Here is a 20,922-nt window from a genome sequence, read left to right as displayed (position 1 = left end):
TGTTAGGGAATGAGAATGCTGCTGTCGCCATAGCTTAAAAACCTGAAATCGTTGTCGAGTGCATAGCGATAGATGCTTTTCCAATCGCCTCCAACGAATGCGCTAACCAGTAAAAGCAATGTGCTTTGCGGTTGGTGGAAGTTGGTGACGAGGCGTTTTACGATTTTATATTGGTAGCCTGGCGCGATAATTATCTGCGTGCTGGAATGGAGCGAGGGCAAATTGTTTCGGTCCATGTAGGCAATCAGTTCGCCAATGGCTTCAGTGGGCGTGATGTTGGTGGGCGTTGGCTCGTAGGGCTCCCATTGATTTACGTGCAATTGTTCGAGCGAGACGTTGGGATTGGCCTTTACCTTGCAGCCCATGTAATACAGACTTTCGAGAGTTCGCACGCTGGTTGTGCCCACAGCTATGGCCTGGCAGTTGTGTTGCAGCAGCTTTTCGAGCGTTGTTCGGCGTATGCACACATACTCGGTGTGCATGGAGTGGCCCTCAATTTCTTCGCTCTTTACGGGCTTGAAGGTGCCTGCGCCAACGTGTAGGGTAAGCTCTTCGCGGTCGATGCCGTGCTGGTCGATGTCGGCAAGCACCCTTTGCGTGAAGTGTAGACCGGCAGTTGGGGCGGCTACCGAGCCCTTAATCTTGGAGTAGACGGTTTGGTAAGTGGTTTTGTCGCTTTCTTGCGTGTTGCGATTGAGGTAGGGCGGGATGGGCAATTCGCCTGCTTTGTCGAGCAGTTCAGCAAAAGATAGCTTGTTGCCAGTCCATTTGAAGTCTATTTTCAGTGCCGTTTCGCACGACATGTCGCGCTCGGCAGTGAGTTGTACTGCTGCTGGTTGACCCGCTATTTCTACCGTAGTAGTTAGCGGTCCGCCTTTCCATTTCTTCAGATTTCCCACCATGCAATACCACGAACAGGCATCAGTTGTTTGAAACATTTGTTCGTAATCGGCGGGCAATGCAGGTTCGAGGAGGAATATTTCGATGAGCGACCCCGTTTCTTTTCTGAAATGCAGGCGCGCTTGAATAACCTTGGTGTTGTTGAAAACCATGAGTGCGCCCTGCGGTAGATAGCGGGTGATGTTGCTAAACTCGTCTTGCGACACCTCGCCGTGGTTGTAAACCAATAGCTTGCTCTTGTCGCGTTGGGGCAAGGGAAACTTGGCTATGCGTTCGTCGGGCAAGTCGTAGTTATAGTCTTTTATCCTGATGTGTTTAGTATTCATTTTTATGCGTTGAATAAGCTGTATATGATGATGGCACAAATCCACAGTGCCATCGTGAGCAACACCTTGCCAACATCGGCCTTTAAAAAGGCTGAGGCGGTGGTTTGGGGTGTTACTTGTGTGCGGGGAAGACCTAATGGCTTGCCCCAACGACGATAAAGCGCGTAGGCCGACCAACCTATGAGTGCACCCCAAAGTAGTCCGAAGAGGATGTCGAGTGGGTAATGGAGGCCTAGATAGAGGCGTGTCCAGCAGTTAACGGCCGACCAAAGGCAGAGCATGACGGCCAAAGGACGGCTCTTGATGAGCAAACTGAGGAACACTGCCAACGAGAATGTGTTGGCGGCATGCGCCGAGAAAAATCCGTATTGGCCACTGCGTATGCCGTTAACAATCTTGATGGTGTGCTTGATATAGGGGTCGTTGCTGGGTCGCCATCGCCCAACGAGGGGCTTGATGATGAGTTCTACCGACACGCTCACCACCACAACGGCAAGCACGGCGCATCCTATGGTGAGGAATATTTGCGGCATGGTGTCGTTGTTTTTGATGATGACGTAGATAAGAACCACGTAGAGTGGTATCCACGTGAATCCCGAAGTGAGGTTTACGGCCAAGGAATCGACGAAAAGCGAGTTGCTCCCGTTGAACCAGGCAAGCACCATTCGGTCTAGTTCCAAGATGTTGGTGAGGTTCATTCTTCCTTTTTACTGTTGTTCTGTTGTTGTTGATGGGTTCTAATCTCTCTATCTTTTGCATCTGTGGCGACAGACGTTTTATGCGCATGTTTGTGCATCCGTTGGGTTGTAGGCCCACGCTCTCTTGGGTTATTCTGCCTTCGCCGTCTCCTTATTATATAAGGTGTCAAGCTTTTCTGTTTAGCGTTGAAGTCGATAAACGCCAGAAACAGAGAGACGTTTAGGCGCAAGTTGCGCGATGTCCACGTAGTCCGTAACATATATAGGTGTACGCCTTTATATATGTAGGTGTACTCCTTTATATATGTAGGTGTACTCCTTTATATATGGTAGGCATGTCTTTAATATATGTAGGACACAGCTTTATATCGGCAGGACGTGCCTGTTGTAAATGCAAGTTGCAGCTTTTATACATTGCCTGACTGCTCCTTAATATATTAAGAGCAGAAAAGAACAGGTGTTGTAAATAGGTTTGCCAGCCGCCTTTGTCTGCCATGTGCCTGCACAAAGCAGTTTGTACTGGGGCTACAAGCTTCTTGTAGTCACGCTACAAGGTGCTTGTAGTGTCTGTACAAGCCTTTTGTAGCGCCACTACAAACAGCTTTGTACGGCTACGTGGCACGTGCTGTTGTAGGGTGCTTAAAGGCTATTGCTTACAAAAACCTCATCTTTTCTATATAATAAGGTGTATGCGCGCTCGTTAAGCGTGCTTTGCACGATGGTGTTCGATGTCGGCGAACCTGCCTTAAATCTCTTCCACCGTGTTTTGTTCAATCCATCCTTCGCGCCCATCGGCAAGCTTAACGCCCAGCCAACCCTTGATGGAGCGGTCGGCAATGTCTACCCTTGTGCCTTCGTGCAGCACGGCCTCATCGGCTCCCGAACGTATGGGCGTCTTTTTAAGATTGGCTGCTGGTGCCATGATTATCGCTCCTTCTTTACTGGTGAGTGCACTCTTTTGGTACATGGCAAATATGATTGACAGCACGAAGAGCACGGCAAAGGCGATGGAACAGCCAAAGCCAACCTTGCGAACAGGTATGCGCGAGTTGAAGAAATACAGCAGAATGCAGCATCCCAGCAACACAGCCGAGAGCAAAGCCGTGGTTGCCCAGCCGTCTACTGTGGCTAGATTGGCCGCAGAACGATACCAAGTGACGAAGAACATCTCGTCGGGTTCGGCCACTTTGTCGATGGTCTTGCCGCGTGCGAATTGCAAGTTGAACCTTATTTGGCTATTTCCGGGGTTGATAAGTGCCGCCCTTTCGTAGGCTAAAATGGCCTGTGGGATGCTGTCGGAGCGGAAATAGGCATTGCCAAGGTTGTAATACACCTCGGCCGAAGGTGCTTTTTTCAGCAACGCCTTGTAGTCGGCGATGGCCTGCGGGTAGTTTCCACGCTTATATTCTTGGTCGGCCGAGGCCTTGGTTACAGCGTTTGCCGTCAGCGACAGCATGCTCATCACCAAGGTTAGCAGCACTAGGGTGGGGGCATTCTTGTTTGATTTCATAGTGGATTCGATGTCCATAATAGCCTTTACGGCCATGTCGTAGGTCTTACTCATGTTACCTTGCGAGTCGCCAGGTGCGTAACGTTCGAACTCGCACTCGTCGATGGCGGCGATAAAGCTATCTATCGTTTCGGCGTTTACGGCTCTGCGGTTAAGCGTTTCGGCGATGTTCTCGCGCGTTAGCTGTTCTACCGAGATGCCCAGCTTGTCGCTAACATATCCCCAAAGGGCGTGCAGCACTTCGTCGTAGAACTCGTTTTGTCGACTTTCTTCCATCAGTTTGCCTGCGAGTTTCAAGCGGCGCGCGGCCACTTTGTTGGCCCTCGAACCACGAAGACGGCGCGAGTCTGAATATATTTCTTGCCTTTGGCGGAGCACAATGAAGATTACCACGGTTGCGCCAACGATGACGAGCAAGAGAACGAACCACAAGGGCGAGGCGAAGAACATGCGGTTAGACTTCAACATCACGGCTGGCCCTTGCATGATGGGGCGGATGTCTTTGTTCTGTTCCTCTTCAAACTTGCTCATTTCCGAGGTTGTTCCCGTTCCTTTCTCGATGTTGAGGGTGAAACGTTGGGTTCGAATGGTGCGGTATTGTTGGGTCTTGGTGTCGTAGAACACGAACTCCGTGGGCGGAATTTCGTACTTCCCAATCTGTTGCGGCACAGCCAAGAAGTCGTAAATCATGTTTCCCTCTATACCGTTGGTGGTCAGTTGGGTCTTGTCTGTTACCTTTACGTCGTACTTGTCGAAACTCTTGGGGAAGTTTACCGTGGGTGCTTTTAGCAGTTTAAGGTTTCCTGCGCCGCTCACCACGATGCGCAGGTTAAGCGGTTCGCCCGTCTTCACCTCTTTTTTGTTTAGTTGTGCCGAGATGGTGAAGTTGCCTACGCCGCCAGAGAAGTTGGCCGGGCGTGCGGGTAATGGGTCTACTTGCAAGGTAAGTCCTGGTGCCTCAATCTCTTTTTTCACTTCAACATATCCTGCTCCGCCGTTAAAGATTGCCTCAAAGGGGTCTACGTTGCTGTTTCTCTGCACCACGATACCGTCGAACTTGATGCTGGGGATTTTCAGTTCACCGCTCATTTGGGGGTACATTACGTATTGACTCCATGTAACGCACTTGTAGTTTTTGCCGTTGAGCCTTTCTATATGGAAACTTTTTTGCGTGGGCAGCTTCACTTCTTGGGTGTGGAAACCGTTTAGGTCGGGCATTTTTCCGTTGAGTTGTGTTAGCTCCACCAGACTGTACACCTTGTAAGAGAGTAGCACGGGCTCTTGTTCGCGTACCCTTTTTTTGCTTGCGCTCACCTTAATAAACAGGTCGCTACCCGAAATTTTGCTGCCAGCGGCTCGCATGGCATCCTCGTCGTTGTCGTAATCGTGCATCTTTGGCGCGCCGCTTGCCGAGGGTTTGGCCGTTCCCACCACGTTAATCTTCACGGCAGGCGACATAATGGCCTTGCCGTGTACCATTGCCTTAGCGGGCGAAATGGTGTAAGTTCCGTTCTTTGTGGCATAAAGCGTGTAGGTATATGTCACCGAAGAACTTGAACTGGTGTGCCCGTTGGTCATCTGGTAGCTCGATTGCGACGAGGTGTAAGGGCCGGCAATCACCTCGATTGCCGACGGAATGTTACCAGCCTTGAAGTCGTCCACGTCTTGTGTGTTGATGGTATAGGCTATTCGGAAGTTCTCCCCGGCGGCCACTTTCGAGGGAGCCGACACCGTTAGGCGTTGTGCTGCCACGAACATGACGTTGGCCAAGGCCACCATCAATAGGATATGTCTCTTCATTCGTTTCATAGAACCAATTGTTTTTTTAGGTGAGTGTGGTTAACCTTATCGTTACCAATTCTTCTCAACCGTCCTTCTCGACGGCTGTTGCATTGCCTTCTTCAGCCTTTGCTGTGTGGCTTTCTCATCTTGTATGGTAGCATTGAGCAGCTGTTCGGCATTTTCCTTGCTCATTTGCTCCTTGGGTTTGGGTTGTTGTTTCTCTTTCTCCTTTTGCTGTTTTTGCTGTTCTTGTTCTTGTTTTTGTTGTTTTTGTTGTTTTTGTTGTTTCTTGTTGTTCTTGTTTAACCTCTTGCATAGGGCAAGGTTATAGCGCGTTTCGTTGTCGTTGGGGTTGTTGCGCAGTGCCTCTTGGTAGGCTTTGATGGCATCGCCGTATAGTTGATGCCTTTGGCAGATGGTGCCAATGTTGTGGTAGGCCATAGCCTTACGGGTTTTGTTGGTTTCCATCTTACCTGCATTTTCTAGTTGCGCAATGGCCGCCGAGTCTTTCTGTTGCATCATCAACGCGTTTCCCAAGTTGTAAACGGCGTGCGCATTGCTACCGTTTTGCGACATGGCCTTGCGGTATTCCACCTCGGCTTTGGCGTAGTTCTGGTTGCGATATAGCTTGTTACCCGTGCGTATGAAGTGCCTGTCGTTTTGTGCAAAGGCCAATGTAGGCGCAATGAGCAAGAGCAACATGGCTGCGCTTTTCTTCGAACCAAAGAGATGGATGTTGCGCCACTTTGGGTTTTTGATGTCGAGGATGAGTATTTCGGCGATGAGCAGGATGATAACGATGATGCACACGGCTTGGAATTGCTCGCCATACTCGCTGTAAATCACGGCTTGCGTGTCTGCACGTTGCAGCTTGGCCAGCTCGTTGTTCAGCTTTTCTTGTGCATCGTTGGTGTTGTCCACGTGTATATAGGTGCCGTTTCCAGCCTGCGCAATCTGTTTACACATACTTTCGTTCAGTGCGGTGAGCACCGTTTGTCCGCTGCGGTCAGTGAGATAGCCTCCTTCGGACGTGGGGATGGGCGACCCCTTGGTGCTACCGATGCCTAGGATAAACACGTGGATGCCCCTTTCGTTGGCAGCTTTGGCCGCTTCGAGCGCGCCTCCCTCGTGGTCTTCGCCATCAGTAATCACGATAATTGCCTTGCCGATGTCTTTTTGTTGGCTGAAACTGCGCATCGAAAGGTTGATGGCCTTGGCGATGTCGGTTCCTTGTGTGGCGATGAGTGCTGGGTCGATGTTTTGCAAGAACATTTTCGCCGAAACATAGTCGGTGGTGATGGGCAGTTGCACGAAGGCGTCGCCGGCAAACACCACAAGCCCTATGCGGTCGTGTGTGAAGTTGTCTACAAGGTTCTCGATAAGCAGTTTACTTTTCTCCAAGCGCGATGGCACCACGTCTTGTGCCATCATCGAGTTGCTGATGTCTACGGCAATGATGGTCTCGATGCCGTTTCGTTTGTCGTGGGTTATCTTCGTACCCATCTGCGGACGAGCCAACATCACCACCAACAAGGCGAAAGCAGTGGTGGCCAAGCCCAGCTTTACCCACGGGCGGTAAGTGGAAACGTCGGGCATTAGGTCGTTAAGCAGTTCGGGGTCGCCAAAGGCTTTGAGCTGCCTTCTTTTCTTGCGGTGTGCCAAGAGGGCCACTAATGCCAGCACTGGCACTAGTAGTAGCAACCATAGGTATATAGGGTCTTCGAATCTAAACATTTCTTTTTCCAGTTAAAATGGGGTTGTATTTTGAGGAGTTTAGGTAACTAGGCATTCTAGGAACACTAGGGAAATCAGGGCTCACTAGGGACACTAAAACAACTAGAACCATGCGCAGCTTTGTGGGCGTTGGCCATATTTCTCACTCTTTCACCTTTAAACAGCAAGGCATATTACTCCCCTCTCCCCTTGGAGAGGGGGTGGGGGTGAGGCATCTTTTACGGTATTCGCCTTAGCACAGTGGTGCGCAGCAATATCTCGGCAAGCAATGTGATGAGAGCCAAGATGGCGAAAGGTTGGTAAGCCTCGTAGAGTTTAGAAAACTTCTTCACACTCATTTTCGACTTCTCCAACTTGTCGATGTCCTTGTAAATCTGTTTCAACTCTTGGTTGTTCGTCGCGCGATAGAAGTTTCCGTCGGTGGTGGCTGCAATGTCTTTCAATACCTTGGTGTCTATTTCCACAGGCATGTTTACATATTGCACGCCGCCAGCCACGGGCATAGGATAACGCGCCACCTTGTTCGTTCCCACGCCAATGGTGTACACCCTTATGCCTAGACTCTTGGCGATGTTGGCACTAGTCATCGGCGAGAGGTCGCCCATGTTGTTCGAACCGTCGGTAAGCAATATCACCACCTTGCTTTTGGCCTTGCTGTCTTTAAGTCGCGACACGGCGTTGGCCAGTCCCATGCCAATTGCCGTACCGTCTTGGATGAGCCCTTTGGCCGCAATGTCGGTCCTAACGGTTTGCAGCATGTTGAGCAGAGAGGTGTGGTCGGTTGTCATAGGACACTGCGTGAACGCCTCTCCTGCAAAGATGGTGAGCCCGATGTTGTCGTTTGGCCTGTCGGCAATAAACTCTGCGGCCACGTCTTTGGCCGCCTCCATGCGGTTAGGCGTGAGGTCTTCGGCCAGCATCGACGTAGAAACGTCCATCGCCAGCATGATGTCGATTCCCTCTACTTGCTTGTTGCCCCACGATGTATGCGTTTGTGGCCTGGCCAAGATGATTACGGCCAGCGCAAACGTGGCACACCTAAGCAGCACGGGCAGGTTCATCAGTCGCATTCGCCAGCTTTTAGGAGCGTAGCGGTATGCTCTGGTGTCGCTCATGCGCAAGGTGGGCTCGCCCCTTTTCTTATAGATGAAGTACCAAAATATATAAGGTACTAGGAGCGCAAGCAGCAGGAAATATTCTTTGTTTGCAAATTCCATATTGGTATTTATCCTTGAAGGTTTGTTAACCCAGCACGTCGTAGAGGCTATACACGATGTAAACCATGATGGCCGCCACGCAGATGGCGATGGTCCATATCACCGTTTTGAGTGCCACGCGCGTTTGTTTGGTTCGTTTGTCGGCCTCGGTGAGTTCAGGTACGATGCGTTCTGTGTCGGGTTGGTTTTCAATCTTGGTCTTGTCGATGAACTGGATAGCGTTCACCAAGTTAAGATCGTTCTCGTTAATCAGCGTGGCGTATTTGGCGAATTTCACCAAGTCGGCTGTTTGGAAAATCTCTTTCAGCTCGTTCATCATTTCCTGATTGCCGTTGGCGTTCAGGTGTTCGATGATTTCGGCACTGGTCATTTCCATGGCGTTAAAGCCAAAACGTTCGTTGATATACTGCCTTAGCGCGTCGGTTAGTTGGGTGTAATACTCCTTTTGGTTTTCCGATGCAGTCATCTTCTCGGCTTTTATGCGCTCGATGGCTGTCATGGCCTTTTGATGGGGCAGTATTTTCTTCACAATACGTATGCGCGTGATAACAGGCTTGTTTTGTTTGAGCCTCACAAGGAGGTAAACGCCTAATGCGGCAAGCAACAACATCAGCACACTGAGGTAGAACATGGACGCCCAAGGCTCTTCCGTCCACGAGAAAGGGTTGTTTTGCACATCTTTCGGTGGGAAGAATTGATTGGGGTGCAACGTGTCTACGTCCATCGTAACCACTTTAAGTGCCAAGATGTTAGCCTCGTATTCCTTGTTGTTCACCTTTACTTTCAGTCCAGGCAGCGAGTATAGTTTCTCGTCGAACGAGGTAAGCGTGTAGCTTTTCGTGGTTTTTTGCATGCCATTGTCTAGCTCGGTGGTTTCCTCCTCGCTGGTTTGCAGCACCTCAATGCCTGGCACCATTTCTTGCGAGGGCGTGAAATTGGGAAACACCACCGTTTGTCCTTTCGGTGCCGTTACGCTTAGGCGCAGTGCCGTTTGCTGTCCGATGTAGATGGCGAACGAGTCTATTTTCTGTTCAACGGACACCTGAGCCTTGGCTGCCACAGCCAAGAGCGCGACAATAAGCAGCGTTATGTGTCGTTTAATCATCTGTTTTGTCCTCTTTGCATAAATAAAAGCATCATTGCCTTAACATAGTCTTCGTTGGTGGCCACCGACACCCAGTCTACGTTGCTTTGCGCGAATGTGGTTTTAAGGGTGTTCATTCTTTCGAGCCAATATTCGGTATGCGCGCGCCTTAGCTTGGCGCTAGCCGTGTCGATGAACATTTCGTGCCCTGTTTCGGCATCTTTCACCTTCATCAGCCCCACGTTGGGTAGGGTTTTGGCGCGTTGGTCGTACACCTGAATAGCCACAACATCGTGTTTAGAGTTGGCTATTTGCAGTTCTTTTTGGAAACTGTTTTCGGCGTAGAAGTCGCTCACCACGAATGCGATGCACCTGCGTTTCATCACCCTTGTGAGATATTCGATGGCCGCGGCAACGTTTGTTCGTTTGCTTTCGGGCTTAAAGTCGAGCATCTCGTGGATGATGTACAGTATGTGTTTACGTCCCTTTTTTGGTGGGATGTATTTCTCAATGCGGTCGGAAAAGAAGATGACGCCAATCTTGTCGTTGTTTTGTATGGCACTGAAAGCCAAGATGGCGGCCATCTCTGTGGCCATTTCGCGTTTGGTTCGTTGCGTTGTTCCGAAGTCTAGCGAGCCGCTCACGTCGATGAGTAGCATCACGGTGAGTTCGCGTTCTTCCTCGAACACCTTGACGAAAGGTCGGCGAAAGCGTGCCGTTACGTTCCAGTCGATGTCGCGCACGTCGTCGCCAAACTGATATTCGCGTACCTCCGAGAAGGCCATGCCTCGTCCCTTGAAGGCCGAGTGGTATTGTCCCGCGAAGATGTTACTGCTTAGCCCGCGGGTTTTTATTTCTATTTTCCGTACCTGTTTAAACAGTTCGAGCGCATCCATTAAGGCACCTCCACCTTATTAATAATCTTGCTGACGATTTCTTCGCTGGTTACGTTGCTGGCCTCGGCCTCGTAGGATAGGCCGATGCGGTGTATCATTACATCGTGAACCACAGCGCGTACGTCTTCGGGTACAACATAGCCGCGGTGCTTGATAAAGGCGTAAGCCCTGGCGGCCTTGGCGAGGTTGATGCTTGCACGTGGCGAACCGCCGTAGTTGATGAGCGGTTTTAGTTCGGCAAGCTGATAGCGTTCGGGATAGCGCGATGCGAAAACGATGTCGGCAATGTATTGCTCTATCTTTTCGTCGATATACACTTGGTTAACCACTCCGCGCGCCTTCATGATGTCGTTGGCCGTGGTTACGGGCAATACCTGTGGCAGTCCGCCGTGTATGTTTTCGCGTATGATGAGCTTTTCTTCTTCCAGTGTGGGATAGTCTATCACCACTTTAAGCATAAAGCGGTCTACCTGTGCCTCGGGCAGTTGGTAGGTTCCTTCTTGCTCGATGGGGTTTTGTGTGGCCATCACGAGGAAAGGCTTTGGCAAGGGGAAGGTTTTTTCGCCGATGGTTACCTGATGTTCTTGCATGGCTTCTAGCAGTGCGCTTTGCACCTTGGCGGGCGCACGGTTAATTTCGTCGGCCAGCACGAAGTTGGCAAACACGGGTCCTTTCTTCACTTGGAAGTTCTCTTCCTTTTGCGAGTAAACGAGCGTACCGATAACGTCGGCCGGCAAGAGGTCGGGTGTAAATTGTATACGGCTGTAATCGGCGTCTACAAGTTGCGCCAAAGTTTTAATTGCCAGTGTCTTTGCCAGTCCTGGAACACCTTCCAAGAGGATGTGTCCGTCGCTGAGCAATGAGATGAGCAACGAGTCGATGAGGTGTTTTTGCCCCACGATAACGCGGTTCATGCCTGTTGTCAGGTTGGTGATAAATGCGCTTTGTTGCTCGATAAGTTGGTTTAATTCACGGATGTCTAAAGATTCTGCCATAATGTATTACTTTTCTAAAGTATTAATTTATGGCAAAAGTACAACTTTAATAACAGATTTCATCATGTTGGCATCTAAATAATATTAAATATTGCGTGGTTTTTGCATAGGTCAATCGCAATTGTGGACAATTCTGCCATTTTTTCGTACAAATAGTATTGTTGGAAGTCTTAAACGAAAGACTGATTTAAGCGGGCGATTAGTTTTGTAATTAAGATTGAGAGGAAGGGTCGGCGTTGTAAATTTTATGGTATAAATTTTAACATTATGAGTGGCTTGTAATTCACCAAACGTTCACTCGGGCGCAAATAATCAATTCTCGCGAGCGTTCTTTTTGTGCAAAATGGCGGTTGTCTATATGCACTGGCAAAGCCTTTGATATTGCATAAAATTGCAACGATAACATGAAAGTGTGCTGTTTGCAGCAAAAAACGCCGCATTTTGGTGCAAAACGCAGTGCAATTTGGTGCAAAACGCGGTGCAATTTGGTGCAAAACGCAGTGTGATTTGGTGCAAAACGCAGTGCGATTTGGTGCAAAACGCAACGCAATTTGCTGCTAAATGCAGGACTAAATGAATGAAAATGCGCTAGATGTTGCGGCTTAATGTATTTTTATAAGATAGAATACTTGTGCCTAACATGTACAAAAGTAGCTTTAAAGGGGCCTATTTGGGTGAAAATAGCTTGTTTTTGGCAATGATTTTTTTGCGTGTTGGGCATCAACTAGAAAGGCAAAGTGGTGCAAAATGCACTTTTTGTTCTTAAGATTGAACAAAAAGTGGGGAGCCCGAATGAAATAAAAGGGTCAAATTGCATGTTTTAACGCCTTATTTTTCCTAGAATGGTGTGGGGATAAGATGGTATTTTGTAAAGATTAAGTTAAGGATTTAAGTTTTTGGGTTGATGAGTTGATGAGTTTTTGAGTTGATGGTTTTTCGAGTTGATGAGTTTGTAAGTTGATGAGTTTTTGAGTTGATAAGTTTGTAAGTTGTTGAGGTTACTTGTGGGGTTTTCTTTTGGTGTTTCGGTTGAAAAATGCTAGCTTTGCGGTTGAAACAAAGTATGACGAAAAAACAAAACATGAGGAATGAAACAATGGAAATAGCACTATTGCAAACCGACATCGTTTGGGGCGATAAGGAAGAGAACCTAATGCGAGTGGAACGACTGATGGACGAGCATCCGAAAGCCCAACTGTTTGTGTTGCCCGAAATGTTTGCCACGGGTTTTATGGTGGGCGGGGATGTTGTTACCGAGCCACAAGAAGGGCAAGTGCATCGTTGGATGGTGGATGTGGCTAGGCGCAGGGGATGTGCCGTGGCTGGCAGTGTGGCGGTGGAAGTGGACGGAAGGCGACATAACCGCTTTTATTTCGTTACGCCCGACGGTGCGACATGGCATTACGACAAGCGCCACCTTTTTACATACGCGGGCGAAGACAGACTTTACACTAAGGGTGAAGACCGCGTTGTGGTGCGCTATGGTGGTTTGCGGTTTCTCTTGCAGGTGTGTTACGACCTGCGTTTCCCCGTGTTTAGTCGTAACCGAGGCGACTACGATGTGGCCATATATGTGGCCAATTGGCCCACGGCGCGCCTTTTTGCTTGGCAAACGTTGCTTAGGGCGCGCGCCATCGAGAACCAATGCTTTGTGTTGGGCGTTAACCGCGTGGGCAACGACCCTGCTAATGCTTACAGCGGCGGCACCGTTGTGCTAGACCCACAAGGCCAAACGCTGGCCGAATGCAGAGCAAACGAGGTGGATGTGGCGCAGGCCACGCTCTCGCTAGAAAGTTTGGAAGGACTGCGCCGCACGTTCCCTGTGATGAGGGATGGCGATGTGTTTATATTGTAAAAGGGAAAGAGGAGTTAAGGAGTTAAGGAGTTAAGCCAAATGCTTTGTTGCAAGACGATAACGTCTTGATAAACTCGTCAACTTGTTATCTTGTCAACTCGTAAGCTTGTGAACTTGTCAACTCGTAAGCTTGCCAACTAGCCACCCTTTGTTTACGTTTCGAGTGTAAGCATTGCGGGGGCGTTGACTAGGTGGTATTGATCGTCTAATACTGCGCCGTTGGAAAACACGGTATTGCCAAATACGTCTGTGCCATACGACTCGTGGGCGTGACCGAAGAGGTGGAACTTGGGCCTAATTTCCATTACGCGATTGTGGAGTGGCAGGTTACCCCAATGTGTTCCGTTAGACTTGTCGCGTATCATCATGGGTGGTTCGTGGGTGATAAGCACGTCAACCTCGTTGGGTATAAGTCTTTCATGATGGTTGTAACCTAGTCCGAAGAACTTTACACCCCCAATCTCGCATGCCTTGTCTTGAAGAAATAGCACGTTTGGGGGTAGGTCGTCTATGCCCTCGGCATCCCAAAGGCAGAGGTCGTGATTGCCTGTTACGAAGAGTTTGTGCGGATGGGGTAGGGCGATGAACCAGTTAAGGAAGTCCAACGCCTCTGTTTCCGTTCCCCTATCAGTGAAGTCGCCGCAATGAATCAGTACGTCTGCCATTGGTATGTCTTGCAATAGGCCGTGACGATTGTGGGTGTCGGAGATTTGTAGGATGGTCATATTGTGAGGAGTTAAGGAGTTAAAGTAGTAAAGTAGTAAAGTAGTAAAGTAGTAATGTAGTAAAGTAGTAAAGTAGTAAAGTAGTAAAGTAGTAAAGTAGTAAAGTAGTAAAGTAGTAGGGAGTGTAAGGAGTTAAAGGGTTATGGAGTTATGAAGTTAAAGGAGTTATGGGGTTAAGGAGTTATGGAGTTAAGGAGTTAAAGTGGTAATGGAGTAAGGAGTATAAGGAGTTATGGAGTTAAAGGAGTTATGGAGTTAAGGGGTTAAGGAGTTAAGCCAAATGCTTTGTTGCTTGGAGGTATGGGCTGTTAACGAGTTAATGTTTTTAGGATTAAAGAAGTGGATGAGTTGAAAAGAATTTTTGCTACTCTGCAGCTAGGCATTTGGCTTAACTCCTTTACTCCATAACTCCTTTACTCCATAACTCCATAACTCCATAACCCCATAACTTCTTAACTCCTTAATTCCTTACTCTTCAAGGCATTTATTTGCTGAATCCAATTTGCGAAATGCCATAAGTTTCTTTGCTTTCGTTCTCACTGCATTTGCAGAGTGTGGGCAGTTCTTCTGTTGGTGGACCATAGAGAATGGTGTTGATGGCATACCTGCGCGCCACGTTTTCTATCTGTCCGCCCGACAAATTGTAATGACTGGCTAGCCAACTTGCGCTTTCTTCGCTTATTTCGGGCATGATGGACTGCCAAATATGGCGGCGCGTTTGAATGGATGGGGCGTTGAACTTCACCTTATAAAGAAAGCGACGCTCGAAAGCCTTGTCGAAGTTTTGCACCAGATTTGTTGTGGCAATGAGTATGCCGTCAATCCTTTCCATCTCTTGAAGGATAATGTTCTGCAACGCGTTCTCCATCTTGTCTGTTGCCCGTTCGGCGCCTTTATGGCGCATGCCAATAACAGCATCGGCCTCGTTGAAGAGCAAGATGGGAGCTAGCGATTGGCTTTCCACCTGGTTGCGGTAGTCGTCGAAAAGAGCTTTGATGTTCTTCTCGCTCTCGCCCACCCACATGCTCTTAATCTGTTCAACGTTCACTTGGATGATGTTGCGCCCCGTTTTACGTGCCAGCTGCAACACTGTTTCTGTTTTGCCAACGCCAGGCGCCCCGTAGAATAGACAAGTAAAGCCACAGCGAAAGCCTGCCTCCTTCATTCTGCTGTGTATCTGTTGATAGCGATTTTCATCGAGTAGGCCTTCCAGTTCGGCAATCTGCTGTTGGGTGTCGTTCTCGTAGAACAGTTGTTTGGCAACAATGTCTTTCGCCTTTATCATGCCTTTGCAGACTTGAGACATGCTGGAGAAGTTCAACTCGCTTAGCAGTTCGCGCTTGGCCTTTCTAGTTAAGCGGAATGCCTCGCAGTCGGCCATCCCATTATCGTTAACGAATTCTATCAGTCCCTTTCTCTGTAAAGGGTGTACGTTTATGTTAAGGGAGTGTTTTATTCTGTTCCATCGTTTACTGTTGTAGAGGAACTTGATGTCGTAAAACCTTATTTCATCATCCTCGTTGTTTATAAACAGATGACAAAAGAGAATGAGTAGCATTTTTTCGTCGTCGATTAAATTCAACTTTTTCAGTTCTTGTACAAAGAGCAAACCGGCGTTTGCCTCCAACAAGTTGTTGATTTTACCTGCGGTTTGTTCGTACGTTAGTTCTTTGTCGTCTCTTGTCTTGAAGATTTCTTCCAGCTCCATCATCAGTTCTGAAGTGGAAAGGTTTGTCTTGGGCTTAGCGATGAACGTCTCGTTGTGCCTAAAAGCCTCAACAATATCTATGGGGACACGAAAGGATAGTTGGCGGTCGTCTTTTCGTTTGATGATGTACTCGCGATGAACAAGTTCGTCCACATCGTTCATACACTTGATAATCTGAATGGTTGTGCATTGCAGAAACTCTGCAATGTCGCTTGCGAGTATGCTTCTGTTGTCGCTCTTGTCGACGAAGAGCGACAGCATCACGCTCTGTCGCTTGCTCAATTGCAACTTATCGGCGATGAAACAGATGTATTCGTCTGCCTTGTTATAAAACTCTTCGCTTAGTTCCGACCCCTTTGCCAATGCCACAATGTGTTCCATTGCTTCAAGCAAATTCATGTCTTTCATTTCTTTCTTTGCTTCCATTTTCTTGTTTTGATATTGATTGATGGTGCAAAGTTAAAGGGAGGCTGTGCCGAATTGGGGCACAGCCTTGGGGAATGTGTGAGGATATTGCTATTTTGTCTCGTTGGCTTTGCCTTCAATTGTTGCGTTAATAGTTGTGATAAACGTCCTTATTGCACGGATAATGCCATCACGCGAATATCGTTCAACCGTTGTGTAGCGTCCGCTTTCTTTACTTATTCTGACCTGAATGTCTTGGATTTTACTAATAATACTAGAGAGGTATTGCTCATTTGTGGCTTGAAGAACACTAGGACCCTTTGCGGATTCTTCATCGGTGGGGCGCACGAATAACTTTAATGAATAGTCATCCTCCTTACTTCCATTGTGTAGTACATCTATGGCAATCGTCCGTCTAATGCTGCTAAAATGTTTCTCAAAATAAAGACAAGAATCTTCGCGTTCATAACAAAAACATTTCCAATCCTTTCGGTCCTCAACAAGGTCTTTCCTAATTGACGTGTCGCAATAGTCAAGGTATAGCGCGTAAGTTCGGAGGTTCATCTTGTTAACCCTATCTCGCCGTTTGAGCATGATGTTGAAGTCGTTGTCACCCCAACGACATTTTTTATTCTGCATGTACTTCCATACGCCAGGATGATGTACGAAGTGCAAAGAGAACTTGTTCTCTCTATCTTGCTCATTGAGCTTTCTTTCGTAGTCAGACTCTGTTTCAGCAATAATTTCTTTCATATAGTCTTTACAGGTCTTTTCTACATCGTGATTGTTAGAACCTAACCGCTCGATGCAATTATTAATAAGTTGCTTGAATGTGTTTAGTCCATCTGTTTGAGTGTCGAGAAACCCTTTCCATTCTTCTCTATTGTTGCAGAAACACCAATCGCAGGCTTTGTAGTATCCATAGTAGTTTGGCTTGGATACTGCCATTAACGCACGTCTGAGTAAGTATTCGTCTTCTTTGTCGAAATCTTCGCTGACTGTTGTTGTGCTCTTCTTACTGAAAATAGTGTTTAGAGTGGCAGTACATTTCTCAAACTTGTCTAGTCCGTCAGCAACAATATCATTTCTGTTTCCTAGAACTTTAAACAATATTCCAATTCTGCCAAAGAAGAAAGGGTGGTTTTCCAGTTTTTCAATTACCGTCCTAAATACTTGTGGCAGTTCAGCTTTTTGGCGTTCTTCTTTTACTTGTGAAGTTCTAAACTTATTCAATAGAGTATCTATGTTCTCATCTTCGGCTAACACTTTTGACAGGTCTTTGTCTTTGACGTATGTATAGAAGCGCTCCAAACATTCTAAGATGGTAGGTAACTCTTCCTGCTCAATCGTTGTGTTCTCTATAAGGTTGCGGCAAACCCTAAACCAATTGTGCAGTTTCTTAGTATCATTGCAAAGCAATATTGCGTAAAGCAATATTGCGTAAAGCAATGGCAATGTTCTTCTAAACGTTCCCACGCACATGGACAGGTAATAGGTTTTTGTTAGTCCCTCTTTAATGGAGCCAATGTGTGTTTCCGACTTGTTTATCTTATCTGATAAGTCGTGTAGCGTATTCAGAGCATCAAAAGCAAAACGGAGAAATTCGGTAGGCATAAGCTCTAATCTTTCAATCCACACCAAAGGTGGAAGTGCTGCTCTTTGAAGGCGTTCAAAGAAATAGCTGACAATATGTTCGACGTCCTCCTTTTTCCCTTCTTTTTTGAGAAGTCTAAGAAAGTCCTCAAATAGAGTTTCATCTTTCTTTATTGCTTCTAGTTTGTCTTTAAGTTTGTCTTTGTGTCTCATCCAATATAGAATGAGCAGATTGCAGAAACAATAGAGTTGTTCGTCGTCAATCTCTTCAGGATGTTCTTGCCCCACGTTTCTATTCTCCCAAAAGAAGTCAGTCCACTTGTTGTCCATATATGTTGGCCATAAGTTGCGCCATTCTTCCTCTTCTTCCCTGTTGGATGTGGATTGTTTGCTGGTTGTAACTTGTTCGTCCATCCACGATTTTAGGTTTTCAAATACGCTAAGCGGTCTACCACGTCCATTCATCTTAATATATATGTCGTCATCAAGTCCTTGTTCGCCGCCCATATCTAAGAATGAGAAAGCTATATGACAATTATCTGAATTAAGTTGTTTCCATAGTTCGCTTACGTCTTTGCGTTTGCATTCACGGTGAATGTGTTTAAGTGCATTGAGCATGCCACGTACTGTTTCGTTGTATTTCCACGAAGAAATAAACCAACTCTCATTTATAATGGCGTGACCTAGGTCTTCTTCATCCTGTTCTTTCAATTTGCCAACTAGTATGGAGAGATTGCTATCTAAGTGTTCGCAAAAATCGTTTGCGAATTCTCTTGACATGAATTGGAGTTTGATGTTAAGCGCGTTGTGAGACTTCGCTGCACAATATAAATGTAAAAGCCACAATGTTATAAGGCGTTGTTGTCCATCAATAGGCACGAATTTGCCATCTTCGTTATAACCATAAATATAGTTAAGGTCCGAGTGCCTGTCCTTATCTACTAGTTGTTCAATGAACGGTGTGATAATAGATTCAACGTTTCCTTGGACATAATCTCGCTGTAACAGTGGGATTAATATGATTTTGTTTTCGAATGCTTTAATGAAGTTCATTGTCTTGTTCTTTTTTGTTAGTGAAATATTTGCTAAGTTTCTCTTTTATGTCTTCTAAGTAAGCCTCAGCATCTGCTTTGGTCCATGCGTTCAGTTTTACGTTGTTTTCTTTGTTATAGGCTTTTGTGAAACATTGCATTGTGCATAATGGGATGAATTGTCGTGTCTCAACATTAGCTCCCAAACCGTCTGCTGTTATAATCGCTTTCCTTTTTTGTGGGAAAAGCGCGTTTTTGTAACTTCTATTGGTATGCTTGTCAAGCAAAACAAGGTTTCCTATGTTATCTTTTTCATCTTTTTTGATGGCTTCATTGCCTAGGGTTTCTTCTTCGTTATACCGAATGATAACCGCATATAGCCGATTAAAATTATTATTGCTCTTTTCCTTCTCAAAGGCTATTTTATATCTTTGGATTTTTGCTCTGAGGCAATCTTCATTTATGTCTCCGTCATACTTAAAGTATGAGGGGTAGTCAGCCTTAATGCTTTGTAGCCACCTCGTCCATTCATTCTCGTTTCTCAAACTGTTGTCCGTTTGTGAGGCAATATGCTCTATATCCCAATTTTGTTTATATAGCACTTCAAATGGGAATTGCTCGAATTCATATTGCAGTTGATATTGTTTGCTGTCTTTGAGTGTTTGGTAACGTTGGAGAAGTGTTTCGATGTTGTGGAGCAGAAGTAAATCTCTCAATTCGTTAGCCGAGTTGTTGATATAAGAGTAATCTTTAATTTTTCTCTCTCTGTCGGGATTCACTATTTGCTGAATGCTAGTTCTTAACTGCGATATAAATTCTTGCTTGGAGTATTTCTCGTTCTCCTCAATTAATTTGTAAATCCGCTTTATAGTGTCGCCCTTATGATGATAAGTAAGAAAGCCAATATAATGGTAAGTGTATGTGTCGGTGTACAAATCATACATGCGTAAAAACGTGTGGCGTACTTGTTTCCATTTTTCTAGTAAATTTCCATTGTCGTTCTCTGCAAACCATCTGAACGAAGTGCGATAGTCAATCCTTACCTCTTCCTCTCTTACATTAGCAACTACATTATATAAGAGGTCCATGCGCGTGTATGGATGCTTGGGTTCTTCGCGTGAAAGCATAAACCAGAACTTGTTTTGGTTTAGCGCTTGTTCCATCTCTTCAAGCTGGCGGGCTACCATGTTATGATGTTCAGAAGGCAATCCGTTAACCCTATTTAGCAAGAGACCTTTGATAAGGTCGCTATTACTAAGGCTGATTTTCCCACTATTTAAGTTTCTAAATGTTTCGTACGCTTTCTCTTTTGGGGTCTCATACCAAATCACTTGTACCGACTTTTTCTCGCGTTTTGCTTTCAATAGTTCCTCGAACAGCTCTTTAAGGTTTTCTTTCTCTAAACCAGGGAAAATCTCCTGCGGTTCTTTTTCGAAAGCATCCTTAATTGTTTCGTATGCTTTCGTGATGTAGAAACGGTCGATTTGGCTGTCGTCCAGCTTTTCTTTTTTGTCAATGGCTGTTAGAAAATCCCACCTGTTGTTGTCGGATTCGTTGTTGTCTCTTTCAAATTCGAAGGTGTAGGCATTCTTTTGGGTTAGATACTTGTATAGAAGAAATAGGGTGGTAAGCCGTTGTTGGCCATCAAGAACTTCATATTTTCGCTCTTCATGCTTAACAACCGCTATGGGTTGTAGGCAATACATGTTCTTGTTTTCCTGCTTTGAGAATTCCCAAAGGTCTTTCAAAAGTTCCTTTACGTTTTTAGGAGTCCACTTGTAACCGCGTTGTAGGCTTGGTATTATGAACGTAAGTCCCGAAAGTTCTTCAAAGGCTTTCAGGTTGATGTCTGATGAATTGTTGCTCATTGTTGTATTAATTAAAGTGTTATCAAATTCGACATAATATGTATTTTTTCTAATTCAAGGTGACATTCATTTGAATGTCGTTGCCATTAAGAGAACAAACGAAGTCTGGTGGCGTGTTAATCTCTTTCCTCCCCATACCTTTCCGCCATCTCCCTTATTTTCTCTTTCATCGTTTCTCTCAGCCAATGGGGTTCAATCACTTCCACGTCTGCCCCAAGCGAGAGCAGTTCTTGTTGGAAATCGAAAGTGGGACGAAGGCGAAAGGCGAAGGTGCAGCGGTTGTCTTCGGGCGCGAGTTCGCGTTGCGAGGCATGCAAAGGCAGGTCGCGAAGATAATGAGCTTGCCATTCGCTGACCCTTAGTGTCACTTCTTCTGTCGCAGTGTTGTCGCCAATGATAACGCCGAAACAATCGTTGAAGAACGCTTTCGCATCGAAATCAAGTGGCAGCGCAAACTTGTTGCCCGTAAGTAACTCCAAGTTAACGATGCGGTCGAGCGCATACACCATCACCTTATTATAATGAGGAGAGCGTGCCGCCATGTACCAACGTCGCCTAAACATCTTAACGCAATAAGGTTCTGCCTCGAAAGTGG

The 20,922-nt window shown here is 46.5% G+C and carries 14 protein-coding genes; 1 reads left to right on the top strand and 13 read right to left on the bottom strand.

Annotated features, from left to right (window positions below):
* Window positions 1-2 precede the first annotated feature (2 nt).
* The 8 genes from HMPREF0670_RS06240 to HMPREF0670_RS06205 form a co-directional block, all read right to left on the bottom strand.
* Entirely contained in the window at window positions 3-1,226 is a 1,224-nt protein-coding gene (locus HMPREF0670_RS06240) for an S-adenosylmethionine:tRNA ribosyltransferase-isomerase (RefSeq protein WP_009230302.1), read from the bottom strand.
* Window positions 1,227-1,228: 2 nt separating this feature from the next.
* The gene (locus HMPREF0670_RS06235; protein ID WP_009230301.1) at window positions 1,229-1,924 is read right to left on the bottom strand and encodes a phosphatase PAP2 family protein; all 696 of its coding nucleotides are present in this window, start codon (window positions 1,922-1,924) and stop codon (window positions 1,229-1,231) included.
* A gap of 745 nt (window positions 1,925-2,669) precedes the next feature.
* Entirely contained in the window at window positions 2,670-5,243 is a 2,574-nt protein-coding gene (locus tag HMPREF0670_RS06230; RefSeq protein ID WP_044077771.1) for a BatD family protein, read from the bottom strand.
* A gap of 42 nt (window positions 5,244-5,285) precedes the next feature.
* Complete coding sequence (locus HMPREF0670_RS06225; protein ID WP_009230298.1) at window positions 5,286-6,950, bottom strand: VWA domain-containing protein; 1,665 nt, start codon at window positions 6,948-6,950, stop codon at window positions 5,286-5,288.
* A 218-nt stretch (window positions 6,951-7,168) separates the two neighbouring features.
* Entirely contained in the window at window positions 7,169-8,167 is a 999-nt protein-coding gene (locus HMPREF0670_RS06220; protein ID WP_009161546.1) for a vWA domain-containing protein, read from the bottom strand.
* A 25-nt stretch (window positions 8,168-8,192) separates the two neighbouring features.
* Entirely contained in the window at window positions 8,193-9,272 is a 1,080-nt protein-coding gene (locus tag HMPREF0670_RS06215) for a BatD family protein (RefSeq protein ID WP_009230297.1), read from the bottom strand.
* Window positions 9,269-10,147 carry a DUF58 domain-containing protein gene (locus tag HMPREF0670_RS06210; RefSeq protein ID WP_009161544.1) on the bottom strand — a complete coding sequence of 293 codons (879 nt, stop codon included), beginning with the start codon at window positions 10,145-10,147 and terminating at the stop codon, window positions 9,269-9,271. Before HMPREF0670_RS06210 ends, HMPREF0670_RS06215 begins: the two co-directional genes overlap by 4 nt.
* Window positions 10,147-11,142, bottom strand: a complete 996-nt coding sequence (locus HMPREF0670_RS06205) for an AAA family ATPase (RefSeq protein WP_009161543.1) — start codon at window positions 11,140-11,142, stop codon at window positions 10,147-10,149. The genes HMPREF0670_RS06210 and HMPREF0670_RS06205 overlap by 1 nt, the downstream gene beginning before the upstream one ends.
* A 1,096-nt stretch (window positions 11,143-12,238) precedes the next feature.
* On the opposite strand from HMPREF0670_RS06205, the gene HMPREF0670_RS06200 reads away from it, so the two are divergent.
* Window positions 12,239-12,997, top strand: coding sequence for an amidohydrolase (locus HMPREF0670_RS06200; protein WP_044077770.1), 759 nt, complete (start codon window positions 12,239-12,241; stop codon window positions 12,995-12,997).
* Window positions 12,998-13,149: 152 nt separating this feature from the next.
* Here HMPREF0670_RS06200 and HMPREF0670_RS06195 read toward each other — a convergent pair whose 3' ends face one another.
* The 5 genes from HMPREF0670_RS06195 to HMPREF0670_RS06175 all read right to left on the bottom strand — a co-directional run.
* The gene (locus HMPREF0670_RS06195) at window positions 13,150-13,722 is read right to left on the bottom strand and encodes a metallophosphatase domain-containing protein (protein WP_009230295.1); all 573 of its coding nucleotides are present in this window, start codon (window positions 13,720-13,722) and stop codon (window positions 13,150-13,152) included.
* A gap of 484 nt (window positions 13,723-14,206) precedes the next feature.
* A complete protein-coding gene (locus HMPREF0670_RS06190; protein WP_009230294.1) occupies window positions 14,207-15,856 on the bottom strand; it encodes an ATP-binding protein in 1,650 nt (549 codons plus the stop codon).
* A gap of 90 nt (window positions 15,857-15,946) precedes the next feature.
* Window positions 15,947-18,481: a DUF262 domain-containing protein gene (locus HMPREF0670_RS06185; protein WP_009230293.1), complete on the bottom strand. Its 2,535-nt coding sequence runs from the start codon at window positions 18,479-18,481 to the stop codon at window positions 15,947-15,949.
* Window positions 18,468-20,327: a DUF262 domain-containing protein gene (locus tag HMPREF0670_RS06180; protein ID WP_009230292.1), complete on the bottom strand. Its 1,860-nt coding sequence runs from the start codon at window positions 20,325-20,327 to the stop codon at window positions 18,468-18,470. Before HMPREF0670_RS06180 ends, HMPREF0670_RS06185 begins: the two co-directional genes overlap by 14 nt.
* A gap of 116 nt (window positions 20,328-20,443) precedes the next feature.
* Window positions 20,444-20,922: WYL domain-containing protein (locus HMPREF0670_RS06175; RefSeq protein ID WP_157579579.1), on the bottom strand; the 479-nt coding region annotated here is incomplete at its 5' end.

The sequence above is a fragment of the Prevotella sp. oral taxon 317 str. F0108 genome, from assembly GCF_000162415.1.
In the GTDB taxonomy this organism is placed as follows: Bacteria; Bacteroidota; Bacteroidia; order Bacteroidales; family Bacteroidaceae; genus Prevotella; species Prevotella conceptionensis.
This window is presented reverse-complemented; position numbering and strand designations above follow the sequence as displayed.

Coding starts and splice junctions, on each gene's coding strand:
- HMPREF0670_RS06220 (WP_009161546.1), bottom strand. CDS start 8,167: ATGGAATTTGCAAACAAAGAATATTTCCTGCTGCTTGCGCTCCTAGTA.
- HMPREF0670_RS06215 (WP_009230297.1), bottom strand. CDS start 9,272: ATGATTAAACGACACATAACGCTGCTTATTGTCGCGCTCTTGGCTGTG.
- HMPREF0670_RS06210 (WP_009161544.1), bottom strand. CDS start 10,147: ATGGATGCGCTCGAACTGTTTAAACAGGTACGGAAAATAGAAATAAAA.
- HMPREF0670_RS06225 (WP_009230298.1), bottom strand. CDS start 6,950: ATGTTTAGATTCGAAGACCCTATATACCTATGGTTGCTACTACTAGTG.
- HMPREF0670_RS06180 (WP_009230292.1), bottom strand. CDS start 20,327: ATGAGCAACAATTCATCAGACATCAACCTGAAAGCCTTTGAAGAACTT.
- HMPREF0670_RS06185 (WP_009230293.1), bottom strand. CDS start 18,481: ATGAACTTCATTAAAGCATTCGAAAACAAAATCATATTAATCCCACTG.
- HMPREF0670_RS06200 (WP_044077770.1), top strand. CDS start 12,239: ATGGAAATAGCACTATTGCAAACCGACATCGTTTGGGGCGATAAGGAA.
- HMPREF0670_RS06205 (WP_009161543.1), bottom strand. CDS start 11,142: ATGGCAGAATCTTTAGACATCCGTGAATTAAACCAACTTATCGAGCAA.
- HMPREF0670_RS06190 (WP_009230294.1), bottom strand. CDS start 15,856: ATGGAAGCAAAGAAAGAAATGAAAGACATGAATTTGCTTGAAGCAATG.
- HMPREF0670_RS06195 (WP_009230295.1), bottom strand. CDS start 13,722: ATGACCATCCTACAAATCTCCGACACCCACAATCGTCACGGCCTATTG.
- HMPREF0670_RS06230 (WP_044077771.1), bottom strand. CDS start 5,243: ATGAAACGAATGAAGAGACATATCCTATTGATGGTGGCCTTGGCCAAC.
- HMPREF0670_RS06240 (WP_009230302.1), bottom strand. CDS start 1,226: ATGAATACTAAACACATCAGGATAAAAGACTATAACTACGACTTGCCC.
- HMPREF0670_RS06235 (WP_009230301.1), bottom strand. CDS start 1,924: ATGAACCTCACCAACATCTTGGAACTAGACCGAATGGTGCTTGCCTGG.